General features: G+C 35.8%; 26 protein-coding genes, 1 tRNA gene and 1 other RNA gene. 9 read left to right on the top strand and 19 right to left on the bottom strand.

Annotation, left to right across the window (positions count from 1 at the left end):
• Positions 1 to 87 precede the first annotated feature (87 nt).
• The 4 genes from guaA to guaB all read right to left on the bottom strand — a co-directional run bounded on the left by guaA (position 88) and on the right by guaB (position 4,465).
• Complete coding sequence (gene guaA, locus QS62_RS07590) at positions 88 to 1,662, bottom strand: glutamine-hydrolyzing GMP synthase (protein ID WP_066108270.1); 1,575 nt, start codon at positions 1,660 to 1,662, stop codon at positions 88 to 90.
• Positions 1,663 to 1,706: 44 nt separating this feature from the next.
• The gene (locus QS62_RS07595; protein WP_066108273.1) at positions 1,707 to 2,381 is read right to left on the bottom strand and encodes an HAD family hydrolase; all 675 of its coding nucleotides are present in this window, start codon (positions 2,379 to 2,381) and stop codon (positions 1,707 to 1,709) included.
• 2 nt (positions 2,382 to 2,383) lie between these two features.
• Positions 2,384 to 2,923: a hypothetical protein gene (locus QS62_RS07600; protein ID WP_197496278.1), complete on the bottom strand. Its 540-nt coding sequence runs from the start codon at positions 2,921 to 2,923 to the stop codon at positions 2,384 to 2,386.
• Positions 2,924 to 2,995: 72 nt separating this feature from the next.
• Complete coding sequence (guaB, locus tag QS62_RS07605) at positions 2,996 to 4,465, bottom strand: IMP dehydrogenase (RefSeq protein ID WP_066108276.1); 1,470 nt, start codon at positions 4,463 to 4,465, stop codon at positions 2,996 to 2,998.
• Between the two features lie 201 nt (positions 4,466 to 4,666).
• Between guaB and QS62_RS07610 the strand changes: the two genes are divergently transcribed.
• The 4 genes from QS62_RS07610 (at position 4,667) to QS62_RS07625 (ending at position 7,549) form a co-directional block, all read left to right on the top strand.
• Positions 4,667 to 5,560 carry a Dyp-type peroxidase gene (locus QS62_RS07610; protein WP_066108279.1) on the top strand — a complete coding sequence of 298 codons (894 nt, stop codon included), beginning with the start codon at positions 4,667 to 4,669 and terminating at the stop codon, positions 5,558 to 5,560.
• A 33-nt stretch (positions 5,561 to 5,593) separates the two neighbouring features.
• Positions 5,594 to 6,154, top strand: a complete 561-nt coding sequence (locus tag QS62_RS07615; RefSeq protein ID WP_066108282.1) for a hypothetical protein — start codon at positions 5,594 to 5,596, stop codon at positions 6,152 to 6,154.
• A gap of 92 nt (positions 6,155 to 6,246) precedes the next feature.
• Positions 6,247 to 6,613: a transfer-messenger RNA gene (gene ssrA / locus QS62_RS07620) on the top strand.
• Positions 6,614 to 7,108: 495 nt separating this feature from the next.
• Positions 7,109 to 7,549, top strand: a complete 441-nt coding sequence (locus QS62_RS07625; protein WP_066108288.1) for a GNAT family N-acetyltransferase — start codon at positions 7,109 to 7,111, stop codon at positions 7,547 to 7,549.
• Between the two features lie 31 nt (positions 7,550 to 7,580).
• Here QS62_RS07625 and yccS read toward each other — a convergent pair whose 3' ends face one another.
• The 4 genes from yccS to QS62_RS07645 all read right to left on the bottom strand — a co-directional run bounded on the left by yccS (position 7,581) and on the right by QS62_RS07645 (position 11,401).
• Positions 7,581 to 9,761: a YccS family putative transporter gene (yccS, locus tag QS62_RS07630; protein ID WP_066108343.1), complete on the bottom strand. Its 2,181-nt coding sequence runs from the start codon at positions 9,759 to 9,761 to the stop codon at positions 7,581 to 7,583.
• A gap of 5 nt (positions 9,762 to 9,766) precedes the next feature.
• On the bottom strand, positions 9,767 to 10,201 hold the full coding sequence (locus tag QS62_RS07635) for a YccF domain-containing protein (RefSeq protein ID WP_066108291.1): 435 nt from the start codon (positions 10,199 to 10,201) through the stop codon (positions 9,767 to 9,769).
• 1 nt (position 10,202) lies between these two features.
• The gene (locus QS62_RS07640) at positions 10,203 to 10,661 is read right to left on the bottom strand and encodes a methylglyoxal synthase (protein WP_066108294.1); all 459 of its coding nucleotides are present in this window, start codon (positions 10,659 to 10,661) and stop codon (positions 10,203 to 10,205) included.
• 80 nt (positions 10,662 to 10,741) lie between these two features.
• The gene (locus tag QS62_RS07645; RefSeq protein WP_066108297.1) at positions 10,742 to 11,401 is read right to left on the bottom strand and encodes a curli polymerization inhibitor CsgI-related protein; all 660 of its coding nucleotides are present in this window, start codon (positions 11,399 to 11,401) and stop codon (positions 10,742 to 10,744) included.
• A 94-nt stretch (positions 11,402 to 11,495) separates the two neighbouring features.
• Between QS62_RS07645 and QS62_RS07650 the strand changes: the two genes are divergently transcribed.
• Positions 11,496 to 11,768: an acylphosphatase gene (locus QS62_RS07650; RefSeq protein WP_066108299.1), complete on the top strand. Its 273-nt coding sequence runs from the start codon at positions 11,496 to 11,498 to the stop codon at positions 11,766 to 11,768.
• On the opposite strand, the gene QS62_RS07655 is transcribed toward QS62_RS07650, so the two are convergent.
• The 6 genes from QS62_RS07655 to QS62_RS07680 all read right to left on the bottom strand — a co-directional run bounded on the left by QS62_RS07655 (position 11,758) and on the right by QS62_RS07680 (position 16,454).
• Positions 11,758 to 12,621 (bottom strand): metal ABC transporter permease, encoded by an 864-nt coding sequence (locus QS62_RS07655; RefSeq protein ID WP_066108302.1) that lies wholly within the window; start codon positions 12,619 to 12,621, stop codon positions 11,758 to 11,760. The two genes, QS62_RS07650 and QS62_RS07655, sit on opposite strands and share 11 nt — an antisense overlap.
• A gap of 9 nt (positions 12,622 to 12,630) precedes the next feature.
• Complete coding sequence (locus QS62_RS07660) at positions 12,631 to 13,479, bottom strand: metal ABC transporter permease (protein ID WP_066108305.1); 849 nt, start codon at positions 13,477 to 13,479, stop codon at positions 12,631 to 12,633.
• Positions 13,480 to 13,481: 2 nt separating this feature from the next.
• Positions 13,482 to 14,360 carry an ATP-binding cassette domain-containing protein gene (locus QS62_RS07665; RefSeq protein WP_066108310.1) on the bottom strand — a complete coding sequence of 293 codons (879 nt, stop codon included), beginning with the start codon at positions 14,358 to 14,360 and terminating at the stop codon, positions 13,482 to 13,484.
• Positions 14,357 to 15,202 (bottom strand): metal ABC transporter substrate-binding protein, encoded by an 846-nt coding sequence (locus QS62_RS07670; protein ID WP_414146318.1) that lies wholly within the window; start codon positions 15,200 to 15,202, stop codon positions 14,357 to 14,359. The genes QS62_RS07665 and QS62_RS07670 overlap by 4 nt, the downstream gene beginning before the upstream one ends.
• Before the next feature lie 124 nt (positions 15,203 to 15,326).
• Entirely contained in the window at positions 15,327 to 15,662 is a 336-nt protein-coding gene (locus QS62_RS07675) for a TusE/DsrC/DsvC family sulfur relay protein (protein WP_066108317.1), read from the bottom strand.
• Between the two features lie 129 nt (positions 15,663 to 15,791).
• On the bottom strand, positions 15,792 to 16,454 hold the full coding sequence (locus QS62_RS07680) for a Bax inhibitor-1 family protein (RefSeq protein WP_066108320.1): 663 nt from the start codon (positions 16,452 to 16,454) through the stop codon (positions 15,792 to 15,794).
• A gap of 209 nt (positions 16,455 to 16,663) precedes the next feature.
• Between QS62_RS07680 and QS62_RS07685 the strand changes: the two genes are divergently transcribed.
• Positions 16,664 to 16,753 (top strand) — tRNA-Ser (locus tag QS62_RS07685).
• Positions 16,754 to 16,839: 86 nt separating this feature from the next.
• Here the strand turns inward: QS62_RS07685 and QS62_RS07690 are convergent.
• Positions 16,840 to 17,406 carry a TorD/DmsD family molecular chaperone gene (locus tag QS62_RS07690; protein ID WP_066108322.1) on the bottom strand — a complete coding sequence of 189 codons (567 nt, stop codon included), beginning with the start codon at positions 17,404 to 17,406 and terminating at the stop codon, positions 16,840 to 16,842.
• Positions 17,407 to 17,503: 97 nt separating this feature from the next.
• Between QS62_RS07690 and nfo the strand changes: the two genes are divergently transcribed.
• Both nfo and QS62_RS07700 read left to right on the top strand, forming a co-directional pair.
• Positions 17,504 to 18,349 (top strand): deoxyribonuclease IV, encoded by an 846-nt coding sequence (gene nfo / locus QS62_RS07695; protein WP_066108325.1) that lies wholly within the window; start codon positions 17,504 to 17,506, stop codon positions 18,347 to 18,349.
• Between the two features lie 144 nt (positions 18,350 to 18,493).
• Positions 18,494 to 19,000, top strand: a complete 507-nt coding sequence (locus tag QS62_RS07700; RefSeq protein WP_066108328.1) for an NlpC/P60 family protein — start codon at positions 18,494 to 18,496, stop codon at positions 18,998 to 19,000.
• A gap of 68 nt (positions 19,001 to 19,068) precedes the next feature.
• On the opposite strand, the gene QS62_RS07705 is transcribed toward QS62_RS07700, so the two are convergent.
• The 3 genes from QS62_RS07705 to QS62_RS07715 form a co-directional block, all read right to left on the bottom strand.
• Complete coding sequence (locus QS62_RS07705) at positions 19,069 to 19,503, bottom strand: type II toxin-antitoxin system HicB family antitoxin (RefSeq protein WP_066108332.1); 435 nt, start codon at positions 19,501 to 19,503, stop codon at positions 19,069 to 19,071.
• A gap of 27 nt (positions 19,504 to 19,530) precedes the next feature.
• Positions 19,531 to 19,716: a type II toxin-antitoxin system HicA family toxin gene (locus QS62_RS07710; RefSeq protein WP_066108335.1), complete on the bottom strand. Its 186-nt coding sequence runs from the start codon at positions 19,714 to 19,716 to the stop codon at positions 19,531 to 19,533.
• Positions 19,717 to 19,903: 187 nt separating this feature from the next.
• Positions 19,904 to 20,491: an NAD(P)-dependent oxidoreductase gene (locus QS62_RS07715; RefSeq protein WP_330997995.1), complete on the bottom strand. Its 588-nt coding sequence runs from the start codon at positions 20,489 to 20,491 to the stop codon at positions 19,904 to 19,906.
• 103 nt (positions 20,492 to 20,594) lie between these two features.
• Here QS62_RS07715 and QS62_RS07720 point away from each other — a divergent pair, with 103 nt between their 5' ends.
• Positions 20,595 to 20,843 (top strand): type 2 periplasmic-binding domain-containing protein, encoded by a 249-nt coding sequence (locus tag QS62_RS07720; RefSeq protein WP_066108338.1) that lies wholly within the window; start codon positions 20,595 to 20,597, stop codon positions 20,841 to 20,843.
• A 71-nt stretch (positions 20,844 to 20,914) separates the two neighbouring features.
• Here QS62_RS07720 and QS62_RS07725 read toward each other — a convergent pair.
• Positions 20,915 to 21,160: NYN domain-containing protein (locus QS62_RS07725; protein ID WP_156550102.1), on the bottom strand; the 246-nt coding region annotated here is incomplete at its 5' end.

Consider the following 21,160-nt stretch of genomic DNA (forward strand, 5'->3'; position numbering starts at 1 on the left):
TATAGAAGTTTTTGACAAAATTTAGGTTTGGCAGCGGTCTGAAACCTCGCCAAGCGAGGTTTCTGGTTAATTCTAAAATGATAAGGATTACTCCCACTCAATAGTTGCCGGTGGTTTTCCTGAAATATCATAGGTAACACGAGAGATACCATTAATTTCATTAATGATACGGTTGGAAACTTTACCCAATAAATCATAAGGTAAATGCGCCCAATGTGCGGTCATAAAGTCGATAGTTTCTACCGCTCTTAGTGACACAACCCAATCATATTTACGACCATCTCCCATTACCCCAACTGATTTCACCGGTAAGAATACGGTAAAGGCTTGACTGACTTTATGGTACCAACCTGAATTGTGTAGCTCTTCAATAAAGATTGCATCAGCACGACGTAATAGATCGCAATATTCTTTCTTCACTTCACCAAGTACACGTACACCAAGCCCTGGACCTGGGAATGGATGGCGATAAAGCATATCGTATGGTAAACCTAACGCTAAACCAATTTTACGCACTTCATCTTTAAATAACTCTTTTAACGGTTCAACTAGTCCTAATTTCATATAATCTGGTAAACCGCCGACATTGTGGTGTGATTTGATCACATGCGCCTTGCCTGTTTTGCTTGCTGCTGACTCAATCACATCTGGATAAATAGTACCTTGTGCCAACCATTTCACATTAGTGTGCTTATGTGACTCTTCATCAAATACATCAATAAAGACTTTACCAATGACCTTACGTTTTGCTTCTGGATCACTTACACCAGCTAATTCACCTAAGAAACGATCTTCCGCATTTACACGAGTAATGTTTAAGCCAAATTTATTGCCAAACATCTCCATGACTTGATCGCCTTCGTTTAAACGCAATAAACCATTATCCACAAACACACAATGTAAATTATGACCAATCGCACGTTGTAATAATAAAGCGGTTACTGAAGAATCCACGCCGCCAGAAAGCGCTAAAATCACTTCATCATCGCCAACTTGTTGTTTAATACGAGCAACGGCATCTTCGATAATATTTTCCGCTGTCCAACGTTTTTCACATTGACAAATATCCACGACAAAGTTTTCTAATAATTCTAAACCTTTCTTAGAATGGGTTACTTCTGGGTGGAATTGCACACCATAAAAACGGCGCTCTTCATCAGCCATTGCTGCGATTGGGCAAGATTCTGTCGCAGCAGAAATATGGAATTGTGGTGGAATTTTAGTTACTTTATCGCCATGGCTCATCCAAACATCTAATAATGGATTACCTTGTGCAGAACGCGCATCTTCTAACGCATTAAAAAGTTTATCTTTTGTTAAAACTTCTACATTAGCATAGCCAAATTCTCGCGTAGTTGAAGATTCAACTAAACCGCCTAATTGCATTGCCATTGTTTGCATACCATAACAAATACCTAACACTGGCACACCAGCATTAAAGACATATTCCGGCGCACGAGGACTCCCCGCTTCAGTCGTACTTTCTGGACCACCAGAAAGGATAATTCCATTCGGTGCAAAATTACGAATATCCTCTTCCGCAACGTCCCACGCCCATAATTCACAATAAACGCCAATTTCACGAATACGACGCGCGATCAATTGCGTATATTGTGAACCAAAATCCAAAATTAAAATTTTATGTTGGTGAATGTTATTCATGTTGTTTCTCTAGTTGATTTAAAGGTAGTTATAGTTTGCTGATATTAAATCTGTTGTTGATGTATTTTCATCACGATAGCCAAAATTTCGTTCATATCTTTGCATAAATAATCTGCTAAAGATTGATCAATTATCATACGTTTCTCTTCATAGCCAATCACACGCAAACCAGCATTTTTCGCTGCTTGCATTCCATAGAAAGAATCTTCTACGGCGACAGCATTCTCGGCACTAACACCTAATTTTTCTAAGGTATAACGATAAATAGTTGGATCTGGTTTACTACGCTCAAAAATCTCACCGCTAACAATTAGATCAAACTGATCTTTGATACCGCAAGCTGACAAAATATTATTGATATGGTTCATTCTAGAAGATGATGCTACTGCTAATTTTATCTGATTTTGCTTTGCAAATTGGATAATCTTGTCAATATCTTGGCGAAAAATAGAACGGTAATCTACTTTGCTAAAAAGTTCATTAAAAAAAGCATAATAGCGAGTTCGAATTTCTTCTATAGATAATGATGAACCACTTAATTTTTTAATAATTTTAGGAATTTCCCTTAATGACTGACCGACAACTTCAGAACGTTGTTCTAAAGTAATTGGTTGATTATGTTCTTTAATACTTTCAATAAACTGTTGCTGTAAATCAAACTCGACATATTCGGTATCAACGATAACACCGTCCATATCAAAGATAATTGCTTGTAGCATAGTTATTCCAAATACATTTGTTTAGCTGCATTTAAACTTTCGGCTAACTCAAGGACTTTATCTAGTAATTGCTGCATATCTTGTGCAGGATCACGATAAAAATAGTCAATGGTAAAAGTTAATGTTTTGCCTAACTGTCCTGCTATTGGTGGTAGTGCCAACGCGCGAAGTTGCACACTCAAACCTCCTCTAGCAAGATCTCTTACCCACCAAGACAAAAACTCTAATGCCTTTAAACCATTTTTATCAGAATTAATAGCAAAATCTATTGAGATCAGAACTTCATTATCTAAACCACCTTGTGTTCGTTGCAAACAACCAAGTGGAAAATCTGCATAGACCGGTAGTGAAAAATCATCACTTTTAAGATCAAATAGCATATGACGATTAACACCAACTGTAGTAATACCTTCTATACTTTGTACAGCCAAGTGTAATTTTTTCACTGGTTCAGGTAAGGTATCATCTACTTTATTAGCATTTTCTAAATTAGATTCTTTCTCTTGACTCGCCAGTTTTGCTACAAATTCATTAATATTCATTAACGCTTTCCTTGAAAAATCATATTCAGGTTTTGCATTTGATCGCACTGTCAATCAGTGCGATCACTTTTCTTAACCCATACGATAGTTAGGCGCTTCTTTGGTAATGGTTACATCGTGAACATGGCTTTCTTTAATGCCTGCACCACTGATACGCACAAATTGCGCTTTAGTACGAAGTTCTTCGATAGTTGCACAACCAGTTAATCCCATACAAGAACGCAATCCACCCATTTGTTGATGAATAATTTCTTTTAAGAAACCTTTATAAGCGATACGACCTTCAATACCCTCTGGAACCAATTTATCCGCTGCATTATCTGATTGGAAATAACGGTCTGATGAGCCTTTCGCCATTGCTCCTAATGATCCCATACCTCGATAAGATTTAAAGGCACGGCCTTGATATAACTCGATTTCTCCCGGCGCTTCTTCGGTACCTGCCAACATTGAACCTACCATTACACAAGACGCACCCGCAGCAATCGCTTTAGCAATATCACCAGAGTAACGAATACCACCATCAGCAATCACAGGAATACCGCGATCTTTCAAAGCTTCTGCCGCATCAGCAATCGCTGTAATTTGTGGTACGCCCACCCCTGTCACAATACGAGTAGTACAGATAGAACCCGGTCCAATACCAATTTTCACCGCACTTGCGCCAGCATCTGCTAAAGCAATCGCCCCATCAGCAGTTGCTACATTACCGGCAATAATTTGTAAATCTGGATATTTTGCACGAGTTTCACGCACACGTTGTAACACCCCTTCAGAATGCCCATGTGATGAATCGATCAATAACACATCAACGCCCGCTTTAACTAACGCATCAATACGTTCTTCATTACCTGGACCAGCACCCACTGCCGCACCGACACGTAAGCGTCCAAATTCATCTTTACACGCATTTGGTTTTTGTTCCGACTTTTGGTAATCCTTGAGGGTAATCATTCCTTTTAATTTGAATTGATTGTCTACAACTAATACTTTTTCTACACGATGACGGTGCATTAATTTGAAGATGTGTTCACGATTCCCTGACTCACCTTCTGTCACAGTAACTAGGCGTTCTTTTGGTGTCATTACTTCTGTAACAGGCACAGATAAATCAGAAACAAAACGCGTATCACGCCCTGTCACAATACCTAATAAATCACCTTCTTCGGAAGTAACTGGATAGCCAGCAAATTTATTTTTCTTTGTTAATTCTGCTACTTCAGCAAGGGTTGCTGTTGGACGTACAGTAATTGGATCATTGACAATACCGCTTTCAAATTTTTTCACTTTACGTACACGATCAGCTTGACGTTCAATACTCATATTTTTATGAATAAAACCAATTCCGCCTTCTTGCGCTAACGCAATCGCCATTTTTGCTTCTGTAACGGTATCCATTGCTGCTGACAAAATTGGAATATTTAAACGGATTTTTTGAGTAAGTTGGGTTGAAAGATTTGCCGTATTCGGTAATACGGTGGAGTGTGCAGGAACAAGAAGAACATCATCAAAAGTGAGGGCCTCTTTAATTACTCTAAGCATTGCAATATCTCTCTATTGTTAAAGTTAATGAATCAAATAGGTGAAAAATATTGCGGCGGAATTATACAGACTTTTTTCTTACTTGAAAATGACTTTTCCAGAAAATAAGCAAACGATTACATAGGTAATTTCTATCATTCGCCCCTATTCAATTTGAGCTATAATATCTACAAATTTTTTAGACATAGAATGGAGTTATTTATGACCGTACAAACAGGTATTTTATTTGAAAATTGCAAAGCAGCAATTTATCTTGAAGCAAAAATTGAAGACTATTCCGCCATTGCCCAAGCCTGCAAAGAGTTCGTTAAAGCGACCCAATCATTACAACAAAAACACCCTGATGCACACATTCATAGTGTGGTTGCATTTGGCTATGATGCATGGCGTAAACTTTCAAACGCAGCTGATGCCCAAGAACTCAAGCCATTTGTGCAATTAGGTAAGGGTAATTTGGCTGCGCCAGCAACACAACGTGATTTATTGATTCATATCCTTTCACTACGTCATGATGTAAATTTCACATTGGCACAATTAGCTCTCAAAATTTTTGCCCAAGCAATCAGAGTTGATGAAGAAATTCATGGTTTCCGTTGGGTTGAAGATCGCGATCTAACAGGTTTTATTGATGGTACTGAAAACCCATCTGGCGAAGAACGCCGTAGAGAAATTGGCTTCGTTGCTGATGGCATTGATAAAGATGGCAGCTATGTATTTACCCAACGTTGGGAACATCAATTAGATAAATGGGAAAAACTTGATCAACATAAACAAGAGCAAGTTATTGGACGTACTAAACCAGATAGCGTTGAATTAGATGAAGTGCCGCCAACATCTCATGTTGGACGTGTTGATTTAAAAGAAAATGGCAAAGGTTTAAAAATTATTCGTCAAAGCCTTCCTTATGGTACTGCAAGCGGCAAACATGGGCTTTATTTTATCTCTTACTGCGGTACATTACACAATATAGAACAACAATTGTTCAGTATGTTCGGTGAAATTGATGGTAAAACTGATCGCTTATTAGGATTTACAAAACCAGTGACTGGAAGTTATTATTTTGCACCATCATTGGAACGTTTAGTAAATCTATAAAATCACTTTTTATTTGCCAAAAAGAGGTGCCAAATGCTCGAATTTTTATCTAGCCCACAATTTGAAATTTTTGATAATGTCTTGGATGTTATTGGCCCTCTTCTTGGTGGTGGTGCATTATTTCTGGTGCAACAAACCATTAAACACAAAGAAGATAATCAAAAATCTGCTGATGAAATAAAAGGTGAAATTTACTATTACACACGTTTAGCCAGAATAAATATTCTTACTGAAACTAGAAAAACTAAATTTAGTACCTTACAACTTAATGATCTTGACGGCATATACCAATCAATCCGCGATTATCAAGAGTTAATTGAAAGTTCTTATATTCTGCCTTTTGTTAAGGTTTGCGTAAAATACAATACTCTTAAAAAACATAAAAAAATTCATAAATATTTTATGGATATCGTTAACCGACAAGACAATTTTAATTCTCTTATTCGCCAAAAAGAGGAACACATTAAAAATCTATCAGAAGTTCCGATTGCTGATTTTAGGAAAGAAATGCTTTCTCTATTATTAGAAGAATCACAAGCTTTATCGAACCTCTTTAAAAATGTTGAAGAGTTATTATTAAAAAATTCAGCATAATATCAGTATGATAGGCAGGCTAACTGAGCATTATCAGTACAACCTACCCTTTCTCTTTATGAGAAATTTTGCTAGAATGAAGCCGTTTTTTTGGGGCTGATCTAGGATTCGACGGGATTAGCGAAGCCCAAGGTGCATGTCGAGGTGCGGTAGGCCTCGTAAATAAACCGCAAAACAATAGTCGCAAACGACGAACAATTTGCTTTAGCAGCTTAATAACCTGCCTTAAAGCCTTATCTCCTCAGCTTCCGCTCGTAAGACGAGGGTTCAGATAAGTCATCCTAAACGAGATCGTGTGGAAGCCGCCGCTTGAGGATCGAAACACTAAATTAAATCAAGCTAGCTTATTTATCGCGTGTCTGTCCGCAGTGAGTAAGTGAAATTAAAGACTAGACTAAACATGTAGTGCTGAAGGTAGAGGAATTTCGGACGGGGGTTCAACTCCCCCCAGCTCCACCAAATTTGATATCACTGTGGCTATCACTCTAAATCATCTATATCTATCTCCCCATAGTATTCTTAAATATACATTCCCTTAAATTTAGTTTTTATACTTAAATTTTCTAATAGCTTCAATAAGATCTGGCAATCTCCATACAGTAATCATACATACTGCAAAAAAGGTCAAAGCAAAGGTTGTTTCCCATAAACCATATCTCATAACATACTCCTTGAACAAAGGTAAACTTAAAGTTAAAACATCCTTAATCATAGAATCCCTCTTTACTTTTTGATGAATAGTTTTATCAGCTGTTATAGAAATATTTTGCTATACAAATTAGCTCAATAACTGCTGAACTATTTCAGCATTGCTGCTATGTAATGTAGTATTACACAGCTACCAAATATTTTGCTTTTAAAGTCCTTTAAAGATTTCTCTAGATATTGGAAAAGTAATAATAAAAAATATACCTTGTTAAACTTTATTTCTTGCTAACACTTAAAGAGGAATCTATGCATATCACCCCAATGCAAATCGCTGATTATGATGCTGTTTATCAATTATGGTTATCCTGTAAAGGGATGGGATTAAATGATCTCGATGATTCACAAGAAGGCATCACTCGTTTTCTACAAAGAAATCCTGATACCTGCTTTGTAGCGAAAATTGAACAAAAAATTGTGGGTGTTATTTTAGCTGGGAACGATGGACGTAGAGGTTATATCTATCATACTGCTGTTGCTCCAAATTATCGCAATCAAGGTATTGCTACAATGATGGTAGAGAAAGTTTTACAGCAGTTTCAGCAATTGAAAATTCATAAAGTAGCATTGCTCGTCTTTGCCCATAATCAACAAGGTAATTGCTTCTGGGAGAAATTGAGCTTTACATTGCGAAATGATGTGAATTATCGCAATAAAAGTTTGGTAGAACTGGTCAGAATTGATACCTAAGTACCAATTCTGACTCATTGTTAATGAAAGTTTAAGATGCCTTAAATTCAATCTCTTTTTGATAATCTGAATACAATGTTGGTAATGTTTTAGCAATTGCTTCTAATTGTTTCACTAACGGTAAGAAATTTGCTATTCCTTGCTCCAATACACTTTGTTGCTGTAATTGATGCAATAATTCACTAATTTCCTGTATCGCTTGTGCAAATTCTTGCTCTTGCAATTGATCAAAGCTATCTAATACAGTAATAATTCGTCGTGAAATTGGATAAAGATGGATCAACATCTGTGTACTGAGCTTGGTTGTATCCATTTGCGAGCGGAATGTCGCTAATGCCGCAATATAACTTAATAATGAATAATTTAATTTTAATAATTCAAAACCATTATTTAGACGGCTCTTATCTTTATAGCCTTGATAATTCAAATTAGACACAGCAGTATTTAATGCTGTCGCATTATCATGTGCTTGACGACGAATAATCCGATATTTCAGATCATTATGATTACCAAATTGTAATTGCACCATTATCGTCAATAAATAACGTGCATTACTTTTCAGTGCATTAATTAAAGTATATTTTAAGCGTAAATATTTCCAATCCGGCCATAGATAAGACACTGCCAAACCAGCAATAAAACAGCCGATAATGGTATCAATCGCTCTTGGTAAAGTTGCTGATGCAATATCAACACCAATAATATTAAAGCTCATCAATACTTGAATCGTAATAAAAAATGTCGAGAAACTATAATTATTGGTTCTAAAGAAGAAAAATAAGGTACTCGCTATTACCACAATACCCAATTTACTTTCTAAGCTTGTTGTAAAATATGGCATTAAAGATCCTACCAACACCCCTAAAATAGTACCAATAATTCGCTGTTTAAGCCTTGCTTGCGTCGTAGTGTAATTTGGCTGACAGACAAAAACTGCTGTCAATAAAATCCAATACCCACGCTCAATTGGTACATTATTTGCAATTAAACAACAAACAGTCACAACAATTGTTAAACGCACTGCATGACGAAATAATTGCGATTCAAAGGTGCATTGATTTTTAATGACGCGAAAAATATTAGCTAAACCAGTAATACGATCTTGATGAATACGCCAATTAACACTATTACTTTCAGCTTCTTTTACTTTTACATCCAAATGTGAAAGCTGCTGTTCTATTTTATGTAAGCTCTCTAACAATACCGATAAATTCGCAATATGTTCTGATTCTGGTGAGTTCGCTTTAAAATGGGCAAAAGATTGTTCCAGTTCCAACATCGCGTGCTTAACCTTACCGTAATAAATAAAGGCTTGATTGCGTTGTAAAGTTTTCGCAAATGCACGACAAGTTTTCGCTTGTAATTCAATTAAATAGCGAATTCTAAAAATTAAATCACTATACTTAAGATCAGCTAATAACTCGGCATAATTAAAATAATTGGAATTAATTCGTTCATGAATATCTTGTGCAATAAAATAACTGTTGATCATTTTCAATGTTGTATGTTGCACATAACTTCCTGTTGAACGATAGAACAAAGCACTACGACAAAGATTAAACGCTTGAATAACCTTACTATTCGCCATGACTAGTGCCGTTTGGTTATGATCTAAATCGTGTTCGCGATTATCCGGATTAAAAAATTCCGCTTTAGTTTGTAAGTAATCCGCAAGTGCAAGATAAGCATTCGCCAAATTTTCTTGCGCTGGACGTAACGGGAATAGTAAGTAGATCGCCATCGTTAATAGGCTATATAACGAAGTACCGACCAGAATCAAAATTGGATTAACAAACCAAACCTGTTCAGGGTTATAAGCAAGAATAGTATAAAGTGCTACCACCAAACTACCGAAAGCAATCGTGTTATAACGTTGCCCAATTGCGCCTAACATCGTGAAGAAAAACGTGAGTAACGCCATGATCAAAATAAATAAATAATGATCAACAAAGGTAATTTGGATCACTAAAGAAGAAATTGAGAAAGCAATTAACGTGTAAAAAAGATTTTTTAAACGTCCGCTTAGTCGATTATCTAAGTCGACTAGTCCGCCAGCAATAGTTCCCAGAATTAAAGGCATACTTACTGATGAAATATCAAAATACCAAACAATAATGGAAACTATATTGACGGCAAGAAAGATAGGAATAACAGCTAAAATTTTACTGTTTAACCAAGTCGTATTAATTCGTTCTAAAAACAGCTTGAACATCATTTTTATTTAAAGATTTTCCTTTGCTTTAGATAAGTTGCATAATCTTTTTCAACCACTCTTTGCCCAACTGGAAAGAGCGAAATACGCACTAATTTAAAGTGCATAATTCCATTTGGAATACCGATAATGGTTAGACATTGCATCACACCAACAATAATATGTGCTAAAGCTAACCACCAACCAAATAATACAAACCAAACAATATTTAACACTGCACCTAAACCATTCATTACTGAATGTTGGGGTTCTAATTCACTGACATGGATAATGTCATGTCCAAAAGGCACTAAAGACAATTTAAAAATTTCCCAACAACTGCGTGTATAAGGCAAGGTAACAATCAATATTGCACTTAAAAATGTGGTAATTAACCAACCTAACGACACAACAAAACCGCCAAAAAAGAAATTCCACAAATTGAGAATAAAATTCAACATACTATTTTAATCGCTCCGCTAAATAACCTTGATAATCAGGAATTTGAATCTCTGTCGCTTGGGTAAATAATGGTGATGAAATTAAGAAATTAGCAGAAGCTTTTGTAATTGCTGTTGGAATATTCCACACTGTCGCAATACGCATTAACGCTTTTACATCAGGATCATGAGGAGCAGCATTCATTGGATCCCAAAAGAAAATTAATACATCAATTTTTCCTTCTGCAATTAATGCACCAATTTGTTGATCACCACCCATTGGGCCGCTTAACAAACTATTAATTTTTAAACCAGTTTCTTTTTCAATTAAATGACCTGTCGTTCCTGTCGCGACTAAATTATGTTGTAAAAGTTGTTGTTGATGTGTTTTACACCATAAAATTAAATCGTTTTTACAATGATCATGTGCGACTAAAGCAACATTTTTTTGTATTTTTAATTGACGTGTTGTTTGTTGCATAATTATCTCCTTTTAATAAAAAGAAAAGCGGACTAGATTGCCCGCTTATTGTACCTCAAATTTAAATTAACCTTGAATGGTTATTTGCCTTGAGCCCATTTTAAGAAACGAGCTTGAGTTTCTTTATCTGCTTGTTGATACCAATATTGCAACATTTGTTCTGCAACATTTTCACCTTGTACAGTAATTTTCGCTTTTGACGCTTTCACGCCTGCACCAGTTGGCATTGCAGCTGGCATACTTACTGAAACTAAATTTGGTACTGCTGCAGCACCTTTAGAAGCATTGTATTCAGCAAGATCTTCAGCAACACGTGTATCTGGGAAGATACCGCTTTGTTGTAAAATATCTTGTTTAGTACTAATTTCTTGATCTGCGCTAGTTTTCACCGTAATTTTTGGATTCTTAGCGAATAAATTTGCATTGCGCATATTATCTAAACGTGGTGCAGTAATCACTAAATCTTGGTTATTACCTTGGAAAGTGACGATAATTGGGCTAGATTCAAATAAAGTTCTATCTGAACCATTCGTTACCACTTCAGACACACGTACTACCACTTGGTGAGTATTGGTATCATTAATATCGAAACTATTTTTAGATTTGGTAATGGAAGATTTTACTTTTTCACCGTCAATGGCAAGAAGGGAAATATTTGGGGTTACAGTGACTTTCGCAGCTAGCGTACTCATTGAAAGCGTTGCAGCCACACATGCCAATGCAAAACGAGATAATTTCATGTACACTCCTAGTAAAAATTACGAGCTAGTTTAAGAGGTTCTTATCCTATGCTATTTTCTATAAAAATTAAATAAAAATTTAGGAAATATTTATATGAAAACACTACAATTTATTATTTATGGACATGTACAAGGGGTAGGTTTCCGTTTCTTCACTTGGCGGGAGGCGCAACGCTTAGGTTTAACTGGTTGGGTAAAAAATCAAGCTGATGGTAGTGTTGCCGTTCTAGCACAAGGTTCTGAGCAACAGCTAGAGCAATTTTCAGCTTGGTTGCAACAAGGATCTAAAACGGCAACTGTTAATTATGTAGAATCATTTAGCTTAGAAACTAAAACAATTTTTACCGATTTCCAAATTATTCACTAATATTCATCACTGGTGAAATCAATTTATGACGACGGTATTTTATCTTGCTTAAAATAACTGCACAGATAAAAAATGACGCTTGTGTTAATACAATCGTTGCGCCAGTTGCACTATCTAAATGAAAACTTAATATAATGCCTAAAACAGTGGCTAATAATGCGCTACTAATGGCAATTAATAGCATTGTAGAAAAACGTTTAGTTAATAAATACGCGGTAATTCCAGGTGAAATTAACATTGCAACCACTAAAATCACACCAACAATCTGCATAGCTAATACAATCGCTAAAGACAATAATGTTAGCAATCCATAATGCAAAATTGTCGTATTTAGTCCTGCTACTTTTGCCTGAATTGGATCAAAACAATACAACAATAAATCACGCCATTTACTATAAATAATCAATAAAATAACTGCACCAACTGTTAACATTTGCCACATTTGTTGTCGATCAATTCCCAAAATATCACCAAACAAAATATGCGTTAAATGTTGTGTTGTTTCTACATAATTAAACAACACTAAACCAAAAGCAAACATACCGGAGAAAACAATCCCCATAATAGTATCTTCTTTTAAACGTGCATGATTTTTGAGAAAACCGACACTACTAGCACAAAAAATACCAGCAATAAATGCACCTAATGTCAGCGGCAAATTAAACATAAAGGCAAGCACAATACCCGGCAAGACTGCATGAGAAATAGCATCACCCATTAACGCCCAGCCTTTTAACACCAAATAACAGGATAATACAGCGCAAATAACCGCTATCATCAATGCAGTGATTACTGAAACCTGCATAAAAGGATAAGAAAGCGGTTCAATCAGCCAATTTAATACTACACTCATCTTACTCACCTACTTTCCTTTAACTGCATAATAGCGTTGCGTGAAAAAGCCATATTTTGGTGAAAATGCAAATACCAACAAAAAGAGGCAAGTTTGCAAACTCACAATAATTCCGCCAGTTGCACCATTAAGATAAAAACTGATATAAGCACCAACACCACTTGTAATTACGCCAAATGCAATTGCTATTTTAAGTAATGTCGCAAAACGATCTGTTAACAAATAAGCGGTTGCTCCTGGTGTTACTACCATCGCAATGACTAAAATCGCGCCAACAGTTTGTAACGCAGCCACAATACATGCACTCAATAATGTGAAAAATAACACTTTTAGTGCAGTTGGATTCAATCCACTTGCTTTGGCTTGAATCTCATCAAAAAAAACGAGTAATAAATCTTTCCAAAACAGTAATAGCAACACTAGGCTAACACTCAAAATAATGACGACTTGCCAAACATCACTATCCGCAATACCCAAAATATTCCCTAAAATAATGCTCTCTACATCTACTGATGTTGGGTTTAAAGAGATAATAAATAAACCTAATGCCAAGAAAGTGGTAAAAATAAAACCAATAATCGCATCTTCTTTTAATGGTGTAATTGCTTTAATCAACAAAATGGCAACTGCAGCCAAAATACCAGAAAAAAATGCTCCAATTGCATAAGGAAGAGATAAAGCATAAGCAATAGCAACGCCTGGTACTACTGAATGAGATAAAGCATCACCAATCAATGACCAACCTTTCAACATTAAATAGGCGGATAGAAATGCACAAACGCCACCAATAGCGGCACTTACCCAAATTGCCTTAAACATATAATCATACTGAAAAGGTTCAATTAATAACTGCCACATAGCTATTGCCTTTTATCCTGTTCTATTAATGTTGCTGGTGGCTCATTTTTAGTTTTACCATAGAATACTGCCGCTTTTTCATCATCAGTCAAAACAGTAACCGCACGATCATCACCATCATCATGTAATGTTTCTCCATGCAACTTGATATGACGTAACACACCACTGAATACTTTTTCCAAATTCTCTTGAGTAAATGTTGAATGTGTTGAGCCGCTAGCAATCACTGTTCGATTAATCATCACTACTTGATCACAAAAATCAGGTACACTCCCTAAATTATGAGTAGAAACTAAAATTAAACAGCCTTCTTCACGTAATTTCTGTAATAACTCAATAATTGCTACTTCTGTTTGTACATCAACACCAGTAAAAGGCTCATCTAATAGAATAATCTTACTTTGTTGTGCCAACGCCCTTGCTAAAAAAACGCGTTTTTTCTGTCCACCAGATAATTCACCAATCTGCCGATCTTTTAAATGTGCAATATCTACCCGTTGCATCGCTTGTGATACCGCTTCTTTATCGCTAGCTTTTGGCATACGTAAAAAATTCATATGTGCATAACGCCCTTGCATTACCACATCATAAACTGAAATAGGAAATTGCCAGTCCACTTCTTCACTTTGTGGTACATAAGCTACTAAATGCTGTTTTAACGCTTGTTGAACTGGAATATTACATAACTTAATACTGCCTCGTTGTGGCGTAATCAAGCCCATTATACTTTTAAATAAAGTCGATTTACCGCTACCATTTACGCCAATCAAACCACAAATCGTACCGCCTTCTAATTGAAATGACATCTGATTGATCGCAATATGCCCATTGTTATAACGAACGCTGATATTATCCACCAGCAAAGAGGCCACATTATTCATTCTCGTGAAAATCCTTTTATAACAGTATTAGTGGTAGTTGATAATAAATCTAGAAATGTTGGTACCGGTCCAGTTTTAGTAGAAAGAGAATCAACATAAAGTACACCGCCATATTTTGCGCCGGTTTCCTTTGCAACTTGTTTTGCTGGTTTATCTGAAATTGTACTCTCACTAAAAACCACTGGAATATGATGTAATTTTACTTGTTCGATTACTTTACGGATTTGTTGGGGTGATCCTTGTTGTTCCGCATTAATCGGCCATAAATATAATTCAGAAAAACCATACTCTTTTGCTAAATAGCTAAATGCCCCTTCACTCGTCACCAACCAACGTTGTTTTTCTGGGATATGTGCCAATTTTTCACGGATATTATTATCTAGTACTCGCAGTTTTTCTTGATAAATTTCTGCATTACGATTGTAATTTTCAGCATTAGCAGGATCATATTTCACCAATGCTTGACGAATATTTTCGACATAAATCATCACATTTTTCGGCGACATCCACGCATGCGGATTAGGAATACCCTTATATGGACCTTCATAAATAGAAATCGGCTCAACGCCAGCACTGACAACCACACTCGGTACTTCTTTTGGTAATGTCTTAAAAAAACGTTCAAACCATTGTTCTAAATGTAAACCATTCCATAAAATCAAATCAGCATCTTGTGTTTTAATGATATCTTTTGGTGTCGGCTGATAATTATGTATTTCTGCACCTGGCTTAGTAATTGATTCTACTATTGCGCTATCACCAGCAACATTTTGCGCAATATCTTGGATAATAGTAAATGTTGTAATTACTTTGAAAGGCTTCGCTAAACTTAACGCAGACATGGATAATAAACAAAGAAAGATTAGATATTTTTTTAGCATACTTTTTCCTCAAAGATTAAAAATAAAACGAAGTATAAGTTTAGCCCAATTATACATAAATGAGAATAATTATCAACAAATATCACTATAGACATTTTGCCGGTTTAGGTAATCCTGCTAATTTAGTGGCTTGTTTAGCCAGACCATCTGGGAATAAACGCTGTAAATAACGACTATTTCCTTTATCCTCGCCTAACTTCTGCGCCATTGCTTTAACTAGCATTCTAATTGCCGGTGATGTTTTATACTCTTGGTAAAAATCACGTACAAAATAGATCACTTCCCAATGCGCTTCAGTTAACGTTAGATTTTCTTTCTCAGCAATTACTTGCGCCACTGCCGGCGACCATTCTGCACTATTTAATAGATAACCTTGTGCATCAACTTCAATTTGCAGTCCATTTAATTCAATATAATTCATAACTACCTCAATAATAACGGCACCATTGTACAAAAATTCCTAGTTAAATTTATCTATTATTCTAATTATTTAAGCATTAAAAAACCGCATCATTGATGCGGTTTCCATAACTGACTACTAATCAATTTATTAATCACGACTTGCAGAAAGAATATTGAGCAAGCTGACAAAAATATTATAAAGCGATACATAAATACTCACAGTAGCGCGAATATAATTAGTTTCACCACCATGAATAATATTACTCGTTTCTAATAAAATTGCGCCACTTGAGAACACAATAAACAATGCACTAATCGCTAAATGTAGTGCTGGAATATTTAAGAATAAGCTTGCAATAACGCCAACCACTAACACGATGAAAAGAGAAAACATCATTCCAGAAATAAATGACATATCTCTTTTTGTGGTAAGTACATACGCAGAACACGCAAAGAAAACGAGCGCTGTTCCTGCTAAAGCAGTAACAACAACATCACCCAACCCTTGGCTGACATAAACATTTAAAATTGGCCCTAGCGTATAACCTAAGAAACCAGTAAAGGCAAAAGTTGCTAAAATACCCAATCCACTGTTAGCTAACTTATAAGTTAAGAAAAGTAAGCCATAAAAACCTACTAACATTACAATTAATCCTGGATAAGGCAGATTTAACGCCATTGATAAATAAGCAGTAAATGCCGAAAAGGCAATGGTTAGCGCTAATAAGAAATAAGTATTACGTAGTACTCGGTTGGTACTCAATACCGAAGCGGAACTTTCTCGAGTATCAACAACAATTTTAGATTGCATAGTTAAGTCTCCTAATTAACAAAATAACTCAATAACGGTAATAATTTATGATAACGATGTCAATAATAACACCGATAAAAAGCCCAAAAAGTGTAAAAAAACAGCATAAGGCTTAAAAAGTAAGCTATTGCATTAAAATTATCAATTTTCTATTTACTGTAAGATCAATCTATACTATATTTCACACCGCTGAAAACAACCAGTTCTGCGGAGGAATGGTCGAGTGGTTGAAGGCACCGGTCTTGAAAACCGGCGAGGATTTACGTCCTCCAAGAGTTCGAATCTCTTTTCCTCCGCCATCTTCCTTTTATAATTCCTAATCATCTTTTCCATAAGAACAATAAAAAACAAGCTATATCAATAAATTAATATAGCTTATGTAGATTTATTCTTTACTTTCCAACTCTTCCTCTAGCTCATCAGCCATTGCTGCTAATAAATCACGACAAAGTTGCGCTAAGCTACGATAAAAAGCAGTTTTTGCATGTGCTTCAATTTGCCCCAGAAAACGCCCCATACAAGGTAATAGGAAATCTTGGAACAATTGCTGTTGCGCCGATAACGAACCAGTTTGATCTTCGATCCACGAAGCAGTTAATAATAATAAAGCAATATGATCTGCATTCTCTAATTCTGGCATCGCTCGTTCTTGGCGAAATTGCACAAAATCCGCAAGCGCTACATTATAAGCGGATAATTGGAACGCTACCGATTCTTGCAAATGTTGATAATCTGCAACTAATTGTTCAACAGTCCAATCAGTTTGTAAATTTGTCATCGCCACTTCACTTTGCGCATCTAATACTAAAGCCCACACAGAACGCACGCCACCTTGCTTTACCCATTGTAATGCTGGTGCTAAAACGGGATCTTGTGGCTGACGATAAAATAAATTACCAAATAGACGGCAAAGCAAAGAAAAGTTATTAATTTCAATAGGTTGTTCACTCATATATTTTAACTATCTCAATAATTATCAATTAACTGTGAAGAAAGCGGCTAAGTTTACTATAATTTCCACTTTTCAATAAGCTATTACAGGAGAAAAAATGAAATATATTGGTGCTCATGTTAGTGCATCTGGTGGTGTAGAAAATGCAGTACTACGTGCAGTAGAAATTAATGCCAATGCTTTTGCGCTGTTTACCAAAAACCAACGCCAATGGAAAGTGCCTGCCTTAAAACAAGAAAATATCAAAAAATTTCGGGAATTATGCGAAAAACATCACTTTTCTGCCGAGCAAATTTTACCGCATGATAGCTATTTAATTAATCTAGGGCATCCAACCGCTGAAGGATTAGAAAAATCTCGCGAAGCCTTTATTGATGAGATGCAACGTTGTAATCAACTTGGCTTAAAACTTCTTAATTTTCATCCTGGCAGTCATTTAAAACAAATTGATGAACAGGCTTGTTTAAAGCGTATTGCGGAGTCTATCAACATTGCTATTGATACAGTGCCCAATGTAATCGCTGTTATTGAAAATACTGCGGGGCAAGGCTCTAATTTAGGCTGGCGTTTTGAGCATTTAGCAGAAATCATCGCTAATGTTGAAAATAAAGAGCGTGTCGGCGTCTGTTTAGATACTTGTCACACCTTTTCTGCTGGTTATGATATTTCTTCTCTCGAAGCTTGCGAAAATACCTTTACTCAATTTGAGCAAATTGTGGGTTTTAACTATTTACGAGGAATGCACCTCAACGGTTCTAAAACGCCTTTAGGCAGCCACGTTGATCGCCACGATTGTTTACAAGCTGGTACTATTGGTACTGCTGTGTTTTCTTATATTATGAATGACAGTCGGTTTGATAATATTCCAATGATTCTTGAAACCATTAATCCTGAAATTTGGCAAGATGAAATTTTTTGGCTACGTTCGTTAGAAAAACGTTAATTTTTTCGTTTAAACTTTGAACGAACTCACAAAAATCAGTTTTAATTACCATTAATTATCAAAATTTACTAGCCAGACCAGTACTTTTTCGGTAGGATTGTCGCCACTTGTGTGATTTTTATATTTTTACTTGTTTTTTGAGTCATGTTTTATCGAATTCTTGTACCAGTATGTTTCTTGTTTTTAACGGCGTGTAGTAACCTTTCTACCACGCAAACTGCTGCTACACATTCAGATGGCGATGATCCAATTGGTGAACTTATTTTAAAAACAAACGCCACTGAACGTAAAATTATCAATAAAAAATTGAATAATTTCTATCAAGAGTGGGTTGGTGTTCGTTATAAATTAGGCGGCACTGGTAAAAATGGTATTGATTGTTCAGCGTTCGTACAAACTGCATTCGCTGAGAAATTCCACATTAACCTTCCTCGTAGCACATCAGAACAAAAATCTCTAGGTCGTCAAATCCAAAAAAATCAATTAAAACAAGGTGATTTAGTTTTCTTTAGAAAAAACCGTCACGTTGGCATTTATTTAGGTGGTGACCTCTTCATTCATTCTAGTACCAGTCAAGGTGTAACAATTAGTTCTTTAAGTGAAGATTATTGGACAAGAACTTACACACAATCTAGACGAATCCTTGATTAATTAAGTTTTAGATAACAAAAGAATAGCACCGAGCCAGGTGCTATTCTTTTGCAAATATTATTCACTCTTCAAACTCTATTTTCTAGTTCATGCTTAGTTGCAATAGCTAAAAAATGGCTTCTATCTTTATAACTCGGATTTTCCATAATACGCTGATCAATTCTATCTAATAAATATTGCGGTAAAACTACATTTACTCGCTGCCGCTTACCGAAATAGGCTGTGATATCAATATCAACTAATAACCAGGTATCACAATAAGCAAAATCTTCTTGCTGTTTATAATACATAAAACCAAGATCCTTTATTTTCAAAAGATCTAGATTATTTTCCACCATATTTTCTATTGTTAGATGAATAGCTTCCGTTACCATTGGAATAATATCTTCCTTATTGTCTGCTCCACTAAAACAACTATAGTCATCAGTGCATAATGCTGGAACAACTAAACCAAAAGCTTCACCATCATTTTTTGGTACTTCTACTCCGATAGTAAATAACATATAACCTCCACATATTGATCGGCAGAGCTACAAGAGCCCTGCCGATTTTTTAATGGATCTTAAAGTACCGATTGGTAGATGTTTTTTAGGATGAGGTACAATAAATCGCTTTCCTGTAATTGGTGATTCCCATATTTGATGATCACCTTTTCCTTGACGCACCATATAACAACCGTTATCTCTAAGTTCCTTGATTAAGTCAGATGAGCGCATGCTTCCTCCTAATCTTAATCACGAAGAATAATACACACGCATACACACATTAGCAATAATTTTTATCAAAGGGGTTATAACAACTTAGAAAAATCACAAAAAAATCTGCACCTTTATTTATTGGATAATAAGTCCAACTTTTAGGATGCAGATCAAGTTTAGGTGCTATTCTTTTGTTACAAATCACTTATTCCACAACCGTAAAATGTTGATGTAAATGTGCTTTTCTCTCAACATCATCGGCAATGGCTTTTGCTAAATCAGGAACACTGATATCGGCTGGTTGACCATTTTGATCAAGTAGCACTTGGTTACCGCCAACGCGATATTTTCCAGTCGCAATAAAACGTGGCGGATTAACCGCAAACATTGCCGCTGGGGAAATAAATGCCCAATTTAAGGTTAAATTCGTTAACCATTGGCGAATCGCATCAGCAGCAGGATAAATTTCTGGTGGAAACTCTTTGGTATCAACTAATTGCAAATTCGGCGCTACATATAAACAACCTGCCCCACCAACAATCAATAGATAAGGAACTTTCGTTTGTTCTGCAGCCTGTAAAATACTCTTCATACCTTGGTTATAATCCGCTACTAAATTTGGATTTTCCCAACCACCATTAAAAGCACTCACTACCGCATCAACACCTGTTAATGCTTTTACCAATTCACCTGAATTTACATCAATCAGCAAAACAGTAAAATTTTCTGCTTTAGGTAAACTATCTGCATAACGTGAAATACCAATAATTTGATGTCCTCTCTCTACTCTAATTCTGCGGTTACACCTTTACCAATTAAGCCTGTCGCACCAATTACAGCAATATCGTATCAACCCTTTGACAGTGAATATTCAAGGTATAGAAAAACAGATTCAGATGAAAAGCCAATTAATTCTTAATGATACGGAAATGGTGCTTGATGCTATTTTGCAAGATTTTGGCATCGGTAGGATTTTTGATTTACGTTATCAGCAATTAGCGCAACGTGACCAACTGATTCCTGTATTGCCACAATATTGGCGGCAATTTCCTGCGCTTTATCTTTATTATTTTCCACGCCAACAACAGTTAAAACGAGCTAAAGCAGTAATAGATTTTTTATTAGAAAAAAGGAAGATTGCTTAGAAGTTTTATCTCATAATAAGAGTGCCTAGATCAAAAATATTTTCTTAATTCTATTTCAGCTATTACTATAATCAACAATCTTTCGCATCTGCTTTGTGACAATGAATGAATGTTTTCAAGCCATCAATATGTTCTGCAAGATCACCTTTTACTTCTCTTCCCATCGCGTCTAAAATGAAATGAGCTCCTTCGACTCTTGCTAATTTTGCAGCAGGAACAAAATCACTATCCCCTGAAATTAAAATAATTTTATTCGCTAATTTTTTTAATACTACACTTGTAATATCAATACCTAATTTCATATCAACGCCTTTTTG

This window comes from Gallibacterium salpingitidis, assembly GCF_001678495.1.
Taxonomy (GTDB): Bacteria; Pseudomonadota; Gammaproteobacteria; order Enterobacterales; family Pasteurellaceae; genus Gallibacterium; species Gallibacterium salpingitidis.